The 12,842-nt window shown below is 37.4% G+C and carries 12 protein-coding genes and 2 pseudogenes; 9 read left to right on the forward strand and 5 right to left on the reverse strand.

What is annotated here, in order from left to right:
• Window positions 1–148: 148 nt before the first annotated feature.
• Entirely contained in the window at window positions 149–844 is a 696-nt protein-coding gene (rpe, locus tag PLEUR7319_RS0104755; RefSeq protein WP_019504058.1) for a ribulose-phosphate 3-epimerase, read from the reverse strand.
• A gap of 176 nt (window positions 845–1,020) precedes the next feature.
• Window positions 1,021–1,701 (reverse strand): uracil-DNA glycosylase family protein, encoded by a 681-nt coding sequence (locus tag PLEUR7319_RS0104760; RefSeq protein ID WP_019504059.1) that lies wholly within the window; start codon window positions 1,699–1,701, stop codon window positions 1,021–1,023.
• A 129-nt stretch (window positions 1,702–1,830) separates the two neighbouring features.
• Between PLEUR7319_RS0104760 and PLEUR7319_RS43400 the strand changes: the two are divergent.
• The 4 genes and pseudogenes from PLEUR7319_RS43400 to PLEUR7319_RS0104775 all read left to right on the forward strand — a co-directional run.
• A pseudogene (locus PLEUR7319_RS43400) lies at window positions 1,831–2,055 on the forward strand (DNA/RNA nuclease SfsA); the annotation flags it as partial.
• 75 nt (window positions 2,056–2,130) lie between these two features.
• Window positions 2,131–2,631 (forward strand): annotated as a pseudogene (gene sfsA / locus PLEUR7319_RS43405) (DNA/RNA nuclease SfsA); the annotation flags it as partial.
• Between the two features lie 72 nt (window positions 2,632–2,703).
• A complete protein-coding gene (locus tag PLEUR7319_RS0104770) occupies window positions 2,704–3,306 on the forward strand; it encodes a Uma2 family endonuclease (RefSeq protein ID WP_019504061.1) in 603 nt (200 codons plus the stop codon).
• Between the two features lie 107 nt (window positions 3,307–3,413).
• Window positions 3,414–4,457 (forward strand): hypothetical protein, encoded by a 1,044-nt coding sequence (locus PLEUR7319_RS0104775; protein WP_019504062.1) that lies wholly within the window; start codon window positions 3,414–3,416, stop codon window positions 4,455–4,457.
• A gap of 154 nt (window positions 4,458–4,611) precedes the next feature.
• Here the strand turns inward: PLEUR7319_RS0104775 and PLEUR7319_RS0104780 are convergent, their stop codons facing one another.
• Entirely contained in the window at window positions 4,612–4,809 is a 198-nt protein-coding gene (locus PLEUR7319_RS0104780; RefSeq protein ID WP_019504063.1) for a hypothetical protein, read from the reverse strand.
• 452 nt (window positions 4,810–5,261) lie between these two features.
• Between PLEUR7319_RS0104780 and PLEUR7319_RS0104785 the strand changes: the two genes are divergently transcribed.
• The 3 genes from PLEUR7319_RS0104785 to PLEUR7319_RS34310 all read left to right on the forward strand — a co-directional run bounded on the left by PLEUR7319_RS0104785 (window position 5,262) and on the right by PLEUR7319_RS34310 (window position 9,229).
• Complete coding sequence (locus PLEUR7319_RS0104785) at window positions 5,262–6,692, forward strand: FAD-binding domain-containing protein (protein WP_019504064.1); 1,431 nt, start codon at window positions 5,262–5,264, stop codon at window positions 6,690–6,692.
• A 135-nt stretch (window positions 6,693–6,827) separates the two neighbouring features.
• Complete coding sequence (locus PLEUR7319_RS34305) at window positions 6,828–7,895, forward strand: MbnP family copper-binding protein (RefSeq protein ID WP_019504065.1); 1,068 nt, start codon at window positions 6,828–6,830, stop codon at window positions 7,893–7,895.
• A gap of 116 nt (window positions 7,896–8,011) precedes the next feature.
• Window positions 8,012–9,229 (forward strand): methanobactin export MATE transporter MbnM, encoded by a 1,218-nt coding sequence (locus PLEUR7319_RS34310; RefSeq protein WP_019504066.1) that lies wholly within the window; start codon window positions 8,012–8,014, stop codon window positions 9,227–9,229.
• 82 nt (window positions 9,230–9,311) lie between these two features.
• Here PLEUR7319_RS34310 and PLEUR7319_RS0104800 read toward each other — a convergent pair whose 3' ends face one another.
• Entirely contained in the window at window positions 9,312–9,932 is a 621-nt protein-coding gene (locus PLEUR7319_RS0104800) for a TIGR04282 family arsenosugar biosynthesis glycosyltransferase (RefSeq protein ID WP_019504067.1), read from the reverse strand.
• A gap of 79 nt (window positions 9,933–10,011) precedes the next feature.
• A complete protein-coding gene (locus PLEUR7319_RS0104805) occupies window positions 10,012–10,509 on the reverse strand; it encodes a CYTH domain-containing protein (protein ID WP_019504068.1) in 498 nt (165 codons plus the stop codon).
• 1,101 nt (window positions 10,510–11,610) lie between these two features.
• Here PLEUR7319_RS0104805 and PLEUR7319_RS0104815 point away from each other — a divergent pair.
• Together PLEUR7319_RS0104815 and PLEUR7319_RS0104820 are read left to right on the forward strand one after the other, a co-directional pair.
• Window positions 11,611–11,949: a P-II family nitrogen regulator gene (locus tag PLEUR7319_RS0104815; protein WP_026102305.1), complete on the forward strand. Its 339-nt coding sequence runs from the start codon at window positions 11,611–11,613 to the stop codon at window positions 11,947–11,949.
• A gap of 277 nt (window positions 11,950–12,226) precedes the next feature.
• Window positions 12,227–12,823 carry a Crp/Fnr family transcriptional regulator gene (locus tag PLEUR7319_RS0104820; RefSeq protein WP_019504071.1) on the forward strand — a complete coding sequence of 199 codons (597 nt, stop codon included), beginning with the start codon at window positions 12,227–12,229 and terminating at the stop codon, window positions 12,821–12,823.
• Window positions 12,824–12,842: the final 19 nt, after the last annotated feature.

The following is a 12,842-nucleotide window of genomic DNA, read 5'->3' on the forward strand; positions in this document are numbered from 1 at the left end:
CAATACAACTGTTAAAAATAGCTGTTTAAAATCAGATTATTCCCATACATTCCCATACAAAATAAAAAAGATTCATCAATAGTAATGAATCTTTTTTTAGTAACTTATTAACAACAATCAAATTTTAGCAATGTAGATTGATTAAATTTTAAGCAGTTGCCAACTCAGGCTGAGAGCTTTTACTATTACGAATGCCTTCAATAGCTTCGGCATAGTCAGGTGCTTTGAATACTGCAGAACCAGCAACAATGGCATTTGCACCAGCTTCTAGAACCTGCCAAGTATTATTGGGTTTTAGTCCACCGTCAACTTCAATCCAAGGATCTAGTCCTTTTTCGTCGCACATTTTGCGTAGTCTAGCTACTTTATCTACCATTTCAGGAATGAAGCTTTGACCACCAAAACCAGGGTTAACGCTCATGATCAAGATCAGGTCGCACAGAGGTAAAACGTGTTCAATTAGAGATAGTGGAGTGCCAGGATTTAGTACAACCCCTGCTTGCTTACCTAGCTCGCGAATTTGACCTAAAGTACGGTGTAAATGAGGAGAAGCGTTATGTTCTGCATGGACAGAGATAATGTCTGCACCAGCTTTAGCAAAATCTTCGACGTACTTTTCTGGTTCAACAATCATTAAATGAACATCTAAAGGCTTTTTCGTGTGAGGACGAACTGCTTTAACAATCATCGGACCAATAGTAATGTTAGGCACAAATCTACCATCCATTACATCAATATGAATCCAATCTGCACCAGCTTTATCTACCGCTTCTATTTCTTCGCCCAAGCGACTAAAATCTGCTGATAAAATTGAGGGGGAAATAACAGTTTTCTTACTAGTCATAAATTTTATTTCTCTGAGTTTTGTATCGAGTGTAACAAAAATTTATCTATTTACTCAATACGATATCATGTTTTTTCCTTTTAATGACTGTTACTAGAGGTATATATTTATTTATCTAGATTATGAGTTTAATTGTGTTGATAATATCTCTGATAAATTGAACCCCAAAAATTTATTTAAAACTCAACTTGTGCCAATCGTTTTTGTAACATCCCTGGGAAAGCACGATAGTATTTTTGATTGAGAGGAGAAGGATGAGGTAAAGGTAATAAAGTAATTGCTTTTTGCTGAGCCATACCCAAATCATCTGAAGCACTAATGTTAACAGTCAATTGATTTTCATAGCGATCGCTAGTACGAAAGAAACTATCAACTTCCCCTTTCTCACCATAGGGAGAAAACCATTTAAAAGCTTCTGTACCCAAAGTAATAATTTGATTACCTTGCCAGTGAAATACAAATAGTTGCTCCAAAAAAGGACGAAATCTTTGTTTGACTTTCATTAAATAAGCTTTATTTCCTGGTGGCTTATAAGGAACTGTATTAGATAGCAAAACCCTCTCAATTATTGTCGTGTCTAAATCTTTTCTGGCTGGGGCTTTTTGTTGATGAATCGCATAATAAAAACCTTTTCTGACTAACGTTCCCGCAGCACCAATTAATGGTTGACGAGCATGAACCTCATCTTTACCTAAATCGCGACCAAAAAAACAAAGGGGACTGAGTAAATTCCCCGCATAGAGAATTGGTTTTGTCGGTTCAAGATGAGCAGATTTATATACGGGAATATCTATCGGAAATTCCTCTCGTTGTGCTTCTTGTTGTACCTGGTCAATTAAGGTCGCAATATCGGACATGAATTAATATTGTTAATTATCAGTTGTCAGTTTTTAGTTGGTAATCAGAAATTGCAATTATCTCATCTTTTTAGGAGGTAAAGAAGTGAAGACTGCTAAAATTGGCTTCGTCTTTTTTACTGATGAAACATGAGCTTACTATATCAATACCCACCTCTTATTTCAGGTCGCCTAATTAAACGTTATAAGCGTTTTCTAGCCGATATTGAGTTGAGTACTGGGAAAATCATTACGGCTCATTGCCCTAATACTGGTCCAATGACAGGAATTTGTACTCCTAATAGTTTAGTGCAAGTATCTAAAAGTGATAATCCCAAACGTAAGTTGGCTTATACTTGGGAAATGATTCAGATTGATCAACGGTCAGAGCACAAAGGCGATTCGGTTCGCCGCATGTGTCCGTCGTTTCACGGCGGAGTAATCTCTGATTCTACTTGGGTAGGAACCAATACCGCCATACCAAATAGAGTAATTAAGTTAGCGTTAGAACAAAAACTATTTCCCAAGCTAGCAAATAGATATAGAAATGTGCGCTCTGAAGTCCCCTATGGCAAAGATAAAAAAAGCCGAATCGATTTTTTACTCACCGGGGATAATTCCCAACCGCCAATATATGTAGAAGTTAAAAGTGTTACTCTCAGTTCAGGTAAGATTGCTTTATTTCCTGATACCGTGACAACTCGCGGTCAAAAGCACCTCCAAGAATTGACTGCCCTCGTTCCAGAGACAAAAGCGGTGATGTTGTATTTCATTAATCGTGGCGATTGCGATACATTTGCTCCCAGCGATCGCTGTGACCAGAAATATGGTGAATTATTAAGGGAGGCTGTAGCTCAGGGAGTAGAAGTTTTACCCTATCGTTTTGAAATTACACCCCAAGGAATTAGTTACCTAGGACTGGCAGATTTTTTAGAATATGAACCAGTTTAGTCATTCTTAACGGGCAAAACAAGTACATATAGCGATCGCTATAATTAGCAATAGGCACTTCAGTAATTTCCTATGAGTTTATCCTTAGTATCAGAAAGTAGTAACCGACTAGTTTTGCAGATGTCTCCTGCATGGGAAATGAGTGCCGATAGTTTCTTTGATTTCTGTCAGCTTAATTCTCATCTGTGTATTGAACGTACTGCTACAGGAAAACTAATCATCATGTCTCCAGCTGGTTCAGAAACAGGAAATCGTAATTTTCGATTAATTCAACAACTAGCTAATTGGACAGACCAGGATGGTAGTGGAATTGGTTTTGATTCTTCTGCAGGATTTATTTTACCTAATGGTGCAACTAGATCTCCTGATGCTAGCTGGATTAGATTAACTAAATGGAATAGTTTATCTGCTGAGCAAAAAACTAAATTTGCTCCTATCTGTCCAGACTTTGTGGTGGAACTAAGATCTCCGAGCGATAGTCTGCGAGTTCTTCAAGAAAAGATGCAGGAATACATTAATAATGGTGCATCTCTTGGTTGGTTAATTGATCGCACTACTCGTCAAGTCTTCATCTACACACCCAATAGTGCAGTTAAATGTCTAGATAATCCTCAAACTGTCAGCGGAAATCCTATGTTAGCGGGTTTTGTGCTGAATTTAGAGAAGATTTGGTAGCTTAAAATCAATTCTTTTCCCAACAGGATCGTCAACAACAGTTTTCTAAATATTTTTGTGTTTAGTATGTACTATATGACTATTTCTCATCTAGTTTGATATCACTAATGACCAAAAAATTTTTATATGCTCTACTAATTTGCTTAACATTAGCTACGGTAGTTATTCCTAGGGTTTTTAGTTCTACTGCTGAAAGCTGTATCTATGATCCAGAAGTTTATAAAGGTCTAGAATTAACACAGTTATCTCAGCAATTAACTAGCACAGGACTAATTGGCAGGATTCATGGTGCAGCAGGAGACTCACAAATGTTTGTGATGTCTGTCCGAGAACCAGATAATTTTTTTAGTCACCGCGAATTCTCTTTAATTGCCCAAGACCAAAACACCTTAAACACTTTAAATCAGCTTAATCGTCACGATCGCATATGTATCCAAGGTAATATAATTGCCAATCCTAGTCCTCAAAAGCATATTGCAGTAAGTTCGCTGGAGATTTTAGAGCCTTGGAAACAGCCAGAAGGTTTTGAACCTTATGAAAGACAAGTAGTTCTTCCTGCTGAATTAAAAGAACAAAATAGTTTGATTGGTAAAGTACACGCCATTGGTGCTGAAGGACAAATTTTAGTAGTGGAATATCAAGATGGTGTACTTCCCATTTTTGTCGAGTCAACGGAATTTACGAAAGACTTATATCGTGGAGATATTGTTAAGCTCTCTTATCAAATACAACAAAGACCCCAACAACCAATTCACCTAGAGTTAGATACTACAGTAGCAAAACCTTTAGAAGTCATAGATGCGATCGCAGCTTGGAATAATCAAGCACGAACTTTAACGGGAAATCTGGTTAAGTTCCCCCAAAGTCCTCAACTCAAATTTGATGTCTATGCGATGGAAGTTGATACTCAGGGAATAAAACGTTATTTTACTCTAGTCAACTTTGAAGATATTACTGAATTTGAGAATATTCGTCGCAAGCTCGCTAAGATTTGGAATAATAATGCAACCACAGCCATATCTGGTAGAAATATGCTGATCAATCCTGAAGTTACTATCGAAGCTAAAGGTTTAACCAGTATCATTTCTCCTGAACAAGCTAATCCCCAGATTTTGCTGGATAGTGCTGAACAAGTTCAACAACGCATCTAGATTCTGCTTGATGCTATATGCACGTTGACAACGTTTAATATCATTTCAGTTTTTAGGTAAGACAGATATTTGTAGGGGCGAACAGTGAAGCAGTGCGGTCTTGGCGGTTTCCGTCGAGGAGCAACTGCTGAACCCGAAGGGCGGTTCGCCCCTACTATTTTTGATTCCAAACAATCTGAATCAGGGCGATCGCCATCGATTCAAGATTGGTGACAAAATCTCGCTCTCTGACGTGGCAAATAAAACAACCATTTTCAGTACGTTGATAGGTTCCTAAGATTTGCTGATTATCAGAAACGATGTGGAGATTTTCTTTGGGTGAAATGTCGATTCGTAGATCTACAGTATTCATAAGGAGAAAGAACTGATTAGTAATATATCAAGGCAGATGTAATAAACTTGGTACAAATACCTGTGAGCAGACAAAACTTGATTGCCATTAATCTAAAGCAATGATGCAATCAGCAATAGATAAATAAGCAACAAAAGAATGAGACATAGCACTCATATTAACGGTGCAAAAAAGTGTTTTCATGCGTAAAATCAACTAATTTTCAATTAATGATTCAGTTTGAGGCGAAAATAGTTCTATCAAAGTGAACGTCGAATAAACAGGATTCATTGGGCGTTAACGTTAATTTATATTATTTTGCTTTTTAGTTAAGACAGATAACTTTAGTGGCTGATAGCTGATAGCTAAAACCAATCAATGATGTGTTCTAGCCAAAAACTGAAATGATATTAGTCAGTTCATGCGAACTAAAAAGACGCTAAGATAGTCAACTGAAAAGCATAAACTAACTCATGTCCGATTTAATTCTCTTTTGGCACCGTCGCGATTTACGAATTTCTGATAACGTCGGATTAGCAGCAGCAGAAGCACAGACCTCTAAGGTAGTTGGATTATTCTGTTTAGACCCTAATATACTTGAACGGGATGATATTGCACCAGCTAGAGTTACATATATGCTGGGTTGTTTGCAGGAATTACAGCAAAGCTATCAGCAACTCGGTAGTCAATTATTATTTATTCAAGGTCAACCTGAAAAAGCAATTCCTCAACTGGCTTCTGCACTAAAGGCAAAAGCAATATTCTGGAACTTAGATGTTGAACTTTACTCTCAGGAGCGCGATCGCACTGTTACTGAAGCTTTAAAAGAAAAAGGTATAACTTGCAGCAACTTTTGGGATCAGCTATTACACGCACCAGGAGAGGTGCTTACTAAGTCATCCGGTGAACCTTACAAGGTTTACACTCCTTTTTGGCGTAGCTGGAGTCAACATGAGAAACAGGGAATAACAAATAAGATCGAGCAGCTAGAAGGTTTGACAAAGGCTGAGTTAGAGATAGCAGAAAAAGCTAGTGCGATCGCTTTACCCAAGGCTAAAGATTTGGGCTATGACTGGGATAATCCTCTCCTGCTTGCCCCTGGAGAAAACGCAGCTCAAGATAAACTAGCAGAATTTTGCGATCGCGCTATCTACTGTTACGACGAAGAACGTAATTTTCCCTATGTTGACGGTACATCCCAGCTGAGCGCAGCACTTAAGTTTGGAGTGATCGGCATTCGGGTCTTGTGGCAAGCTACTATTGATACTTTAGCCAACTGTCGTAGTGATGAAGCCAAAACCAGCGTAGAAACTTGGCAAAAAGAATTAGCTTGGCGAGAATTTTATCAACACTGTATGTTTTTCTTTCCCGAATTAGCTCAAGGTTCATATCGTGATGAGTTTAAAGACTTTCCCTGGGAAAACGATGAAACTAAATTTCAGGCATGGTGTGAAGGAAAAACAGGATATCCCATTGTAGATGCAGCTATGCGTCAGCTCAATGAAACTGGCTGGATGCATAACCGTTGTCGCATGATTGTTGCCAGTTTTCTGACCAAAGATTTAATTATTGACTGGCGTTGGGGAGAAAAATATTTTATGCAAAAGCTCTACGATGGTGATTTATCTGCTAACAATGGTGGCTGGCAGTGGAGTGCATCTAGCGGCATGGACCCAAAACCACTACGTATTTTTAATCCTGCTTCTCAAGCAGCTAAGTTCGATCAAGACGGAGAATATATTCGCCAATGGTTGCCTGAAATCAGTTCTATGGAAACAGAGTATTTGGTGACAGGCAAGATCCCAGATCTAGAAAGAGCCAGCTACGACTATCCCCAACCCATAGTTGACCATAAAATACAGCAGAGAAAGTTTAAAGAGCTATATAAGCAACAAAAGAATTGACTATTATCAACTGATAAGTTTTTATATATGACAGCTTGTCTTTAGACAAAAGTATTTAGTTTCTCGTAATTTAAAATAATATATTTATTACCATAGTTCAAAGACACTAATTTAATATCTATCCTTTTAAAATCAATGTTTTTATCTCTCAATAAAAAATCTATATTATTAGCTACAGCGATCGCTTTCAGTTGTTATGGTATTGTTCAGGCACAATCTAAAACTCAAAAAGTCAAGATTAACTTTGAAGCCCTAGTAGACGATGAGGAGTTTGAATGTGGTGAAAGCTATGAAAAAGTAGGTTCTTCAAAATCCCAGGTTACTCCTACGGACTTTCGTTTTTATGTATCCGATGTTGCCCTGATAGACGAAGACGATAATATTGTACCTGTCGAGCTACAACAGGATGGTGTCTGGCAACACGAAAATGTTGCCCTACTAGACTTTGAAGATGGATCTGATGGTTGTGATAATGGCACCTCGGACACCAGAACTAAGGTTGTGGGGACAATACCTGAAGGAGATTACGAAGGCTTGCAGTTTACCTTGGGAGTTCCCAAAAAATTAAATCATGAAGATGCAGCGATCGCCCCTTCTCCTCTTAACTTAACTTCTATGTGGTGGAATTGGCAGGGAGGATATAAGTTTTTGCGGGTAGATCTAGAACCAGATGAGGCGATCGCTAATGTTGCTGAAACTAGTCAAAGTCACACTAGCCACAGTCAAAACGGTCATAGTAACGTCCAAATCAATCAGCAAACGACTACCAATACTAGTCATCAAGGTCATAGTCAGACTACTCACCAAACCAGTAGCCAGTCCAGTATCTTTAAAAATGGACAGGGTACACATCATCAAACCAGCAGTACCCAAACCAGCCATCAAGATGGTAGTAACAATAGTTATTTAATTCACATAGGTAGTACCGGTTGCCAAGATTCAGCACAAAGTAATCTCTTTAACTGTGCTAATCCTAATCGAGCCAAGATTATTCTGGAAAATTTTGATTACGATAATAATGTGGTAATTGCCGATTTAGCGGAGCTTTTATCCCAAACTGACTTAACCCGCAACCAAGCTGATACTCCCGTTGGCTGTATGTCCTCTCCTGATGACAGTGACTGTCAAGAAATTATCCATAGTTTAGGTTTGCCTTTTAATAAGACATCTTCTTCTGGACAAACTTTCTTTCGGGTTGATTGATAATGCAATGTAGCTAAGCTAATAGCTAGTGGCTAATGGCTAATGGCTAATGGCTAATGGCTAATGGCTATTGTTTTCTTTGCTAATTGCTGAAAAATTAATTGCTAATAAACTTTATGTTCGAGCGTATTGTTAGCCTGGTATTGACTTTTATGTTCACTATTTGCTTATCAATCGGTTTGAGTAAAGCGATCGCCATGGACAATAATAATTTGGCTGTGGCACCAGAATATAACTGGAATTTACCAGAGTGGACACCTAAACCTGTAGTTCCCGAAAATAATCCCATGACTGCCGCCAAAGTAGAGCTAGGCAGGCATTTATTTTATGAACCGCGTCTATCAATCAATGGAGAATATTCTTGTGCTTCTTGTCACAAACAGTCATTGGCTTTTACCGATGGAAAACCGGTAGGGATAGGCACAACCAATGAAAAGCATCCCCGTAATTCCATGAGTTTAGCTAATGTTGCCTATAGTCCTGTGCTTACTTGGGCAAATCCGTTGATGACTAGTCTGGAAAATCAAGCCCTGATCCCCATCTTTGGGGAACATCCGATTGAGATGGGAATGGTTGGTAAAGAACAGGAGATGATTGAATGGATGCAAAACGATCCTCAATATCGTCAAATGTTTACTGCGGCTTTTAAAGAGGATAAACAGCCCGTCAATATTAGCAATCTGACTAAAGCTCTAGCTAGCTTTGAAAGAAGTTTAGTGTCATTCAAATCTCCCTATGATCGTTATCGTTATGAAGGCGATCGCCATGCAATTTCTGAGGCAGCTATTAGGGGAGAAAAGTTATTTAATAGTGAACGGACAGAATGTTTCCACTGTCATGGCGGAATTAACTTTAGTGATTCAGTGAAGCATGAAAATCTGGCGTTTACCGAGGTAGCGTTTCACAATACTGGTTTATACAATATTGACGGTCAAGGTAGTTATCCACCACCCAATACAGGGATTAACGAAATTACCCAAGAACCTGATGATATGGGTCGTTTTAAAGTTCCTAGTCTACGCAATATTGCTCTGACTGCTCCCTATATGCATGATGGTAGCGTTGCTACTCTGAAAGATGCGATCGCCCATTACCAAGCTGGAGGCAGGACTATTGCTGAGGGGAAATGGGCAGGTATTGGCAGCAACAATCCTTACAAAAGTGGCTTCATCAAAGGTTTTGAGATCACCGAAGCAGAAATTAATGATTTAATTGAGTTTCTGAATAGTTTGACAGATGATGAATTTATTAACAATCCTGCTTATAGCGAGCCCCATCAAGATACTACAGTCATGCCAAATAAAAACCATATTTCTTGGATTAGCGATCACTAATCCAACTAACTTATCGGTCCTGCTACAACAATTTCGGGATGAGCAGTGGTAAACTGCTCGAAGTTTTTTGGAGAAACTATAGCTAATTTATGGGATTACTATACTTTTGCCAAATTGTTAAATCTTGCGGGAGATCAACATCTGACAAAGTAGGGAGAAAATGAATGCTTAAGTTTAACTGCTGAGCAATATATTTTGTTTGGTTTAGAACTTTTTCTGTTCCCCAATCAATATTCTGAAAAAGTTGTGGTAGGGTCTGATTTAAACCAATTAAATAATATCCTCCATCTTTAGCTGGACCTAGAACTAAATCTTGTTTTTGTAAGGAGTTAAAAGCATTTTCTAATATTTCTTGATTAATATCTGGACAGTCGATACCAATAGTTACTACTCGCTGATTACCTAGCTTGAAACTGCGGTCAAATGCCAGGTGCATTTTGTGTCCTAAATCCCCTGAAACTTGAGGAATATATTCGGTCTTATTGCCCAACCACTCTAACATTAATTCTCCATTTCCCCCTGCAAAATGTACTTCGATGCTTACGTTACGGAAAGATTTATATTTTTTGGCTATGGTTAACATATGCTCAGTCATCTGCCGCTGAAGTTCTGCTGCGCCTTCTGCACCCAAAGCTGGAATCATACGAGTTTTGGTCTTTCCCGGCTCAGGATAGCGACTAAAAATGATTAGAGTTTCGGTCATTACTTAGAGAGTTCGGAGTTCGGAGTTCGGAGTTCGGAGTTCGGAGTTCGGAATTAGGAGTAATTCAGTAATCAGTAATCTATTTATCTTGCCAATGACTATAAGGATATTTTGCAAGACTAGAATTATAGTACTTTGGATCGTCAACTTCTCGCTCAATCCAGTTAGGAATATCTACTTGCTGCTCTTCATTCTCTAATTCTACTTCAGCAATAATTAATCCTTGATTTTCGCCTAAAAACTCATCTACTTCCCAAACTAGCCTACCAGAGTTAATCTTATATCTAATTTTTTCAATTAAAGGTTTGAGACATAAACTACTCAACATTTCTTCGGCATCTTCTACAGGAATAGGATATTCAAATTCTGCGCGTGTATTTCCTACCGCTTTACTTTTAATTGTCAGATAGCCTTGATCACCAACAATTCTCAATCTAACTGTAGTTTTATCCTGAGTTGGAATATAACCCTGAGAATATTTTTTACCAATCGCTTGTGATTGACCTTGTAAATATTCTTTGTGCGATCGCCATTCTGTTGATTTGACTAAATACTTGCGCTCTATCTCTCTCCCCATGTTAGTTCTTATTAAGCTCAAAACTAAAAATATGTTAGCTTATAATGTCAATAAAAAAGAGAGAAATATATTCCTCTCTAATAAACCAATCACAAAACTAACACACCAGTCTGAAAATATAACTTATTTCATGGTCAATCTTTACTACTAAAACCAAATCAAAAAATATTGGCAATAAATATGTTGGCAATAATTACATTGAAACGATTATGGCATTTTGATCTTCAAAGTATCTGATATTTATACAAAAATGCAAGAACAACTAAGTAACTAAATTTTTCTTGAAATCTAGATATTGAACACAATATAACGATTGGTAATACTAGAAAATATAAAACTATGTATCACTAAATATATCTGAATATTTAGTTTCCATTCAGGCTAACATGGATCTTATATCTAAAAGAAAAAAAGTATTTCACTTGTCAAAGTATGTAATTAAGCAAGTGACAGAACAAAGATTTACTTTCATTTTTTTTAAGCAACTTTCTTTATTCATTTTTAATTTAATTCATACTTATATTTATAAAATTTTTATAAACCAAATAGCTGTGATCATAGACACTAAAAGTTTATATTTACCGTCACAGTCAATCGTAATTTTATATGCTATCGCAAGAGATTTTTGATACAAAATTAAGTAAAAATACGGAGTCGGTTCACTGAGATTTTCAAGTTTCATTAAAATTTCAGCTATTTTTTAGGATATGAGATGAGCAGTCGACAAAGTAAATTTAGAATATTAGATAAGTTAAGTTGATCAATGCCCAGAGCACAAAGCAGTGAGGCAGGCTGAATAAACCCAGCATGTGCAATCACGTAAGAAGGCGATTTATGTAAAGCGTTATACCACAAGGGCACAATGTCCTTTAGGGTGGTTCACCCTTCGGGTTCAGCACTACATGCGGTCAAGCCCTTTGTGCAAGAAGTCTATTGGTATTGCTGTTTACGTAGACCCTTCCCCCTTTCCCCTTAAGCTTTCCCCGCACTTAGCGAATTAATTAGTGCGTAACATCAGTAAATAAAATAAATCCTTTGTTTAATTAAGCGTAGTTAACTAAAGTGTTAACAATTAATTAAATGAATGTTGAGGAACAAAAATTGAAAAAGATAGAAGCGATTATTCATTCTCACAAACTTGATGACGTTAAATCAAATTTAATTTCTGCTGGCGTGATTGGTATGACGATATCCGAGATTAAAGCTTATGGTCATAAAAAAGGCTTAACTAATCGTTATCGAGGTACAGAATATAAGGTTGAATTTTCTCCCAAAATTAGAATAGAAACGATAGTCGAAGACGAATTAGCAGATATAGTAGTGCAACAAATATCTCTTGCTGCTCGTACCGGAGAGATAGGTGATGGTAAGATTTTTGTCTCTCAATCCGAGCAAATAGTAAGAATCAGAACTCAAGAATCAGGAATTGCAGCTATTTAAACTAAAAGCAATAACAATTTAAAACACTATTAAAAACTTCTTAACTTATAGCAATTAAGCTAGCTTTTGTGTGCGAGGAGCTAATTGTGTTTTTAATCAAAGTTATTTTCGTTGTAGCGTTTTTACTCCTGAGATGAAGTTTTTGATTGCAGTCAAGAAAAAGTACCTTAAATCTTCCAACATATCCAAAGCTTAACTCTTTCCTTACCCTGTGTTTACTTTACATATCTATACTTAAAGTTAACATAGACATATTACAAAATAGCCCACGAAAATTATGCTTTTGAGTCAACAACTAAATCTAAAAAGAAAGGGAGAGGAGTTATCTCTACAACTATATGAAAAGGGAACTGAAGTTAGTATTTTAGATTCAGGTATTTGGCAAGTTTATCGGGGTGTCGTGCAGTTAAGCCGAGTTCAGCTTGATGGCAGTGAGATTGTTTTAGGCTGGGTAACGGCAAATGGCATTTTTAGCAATGGTTTGGATAGTTCCTCTGTCCCTTATCGGGCGATCGCACTGTCAGATGTTTATATCAAACGTTATTCTCTCAAGGATATTACTAGATACCCTCAATTAGGTAGACAATTTCTGGCTCAATTTAGCGATCGCCTAATAAAATCAGAAAAATTGCTAGCTATAGTTGCCATTAAACGAGTAGAAGACCGTCTTCGAGAGTTTCTGTTAATGCTGAAACAAGAAATGGGACAAGATGTTAGCGATGGTATTCGTTTGCAAACCCGTTTTACTCACCAACAATTAGCTGAAGCGATTTGCACTACCAGAGTTACAATTACTAGAATACTGGGAGATTTTCAAAATCAGGGCTGGGTTTATTTTGATAGCGATCGCCACATTGTTATTAAAAACTTTTGAAGATGAATCAGACTAAGGT

Source organism: Pleurocapsa sp. PCC 7319 (genome assembly GCF_000332195.1).
Lineage (GTDB): Bacteria > Cyanobacteriota > Cyanobacteriia > Cyanobacteriales > Xenococcaceae > Waterburya.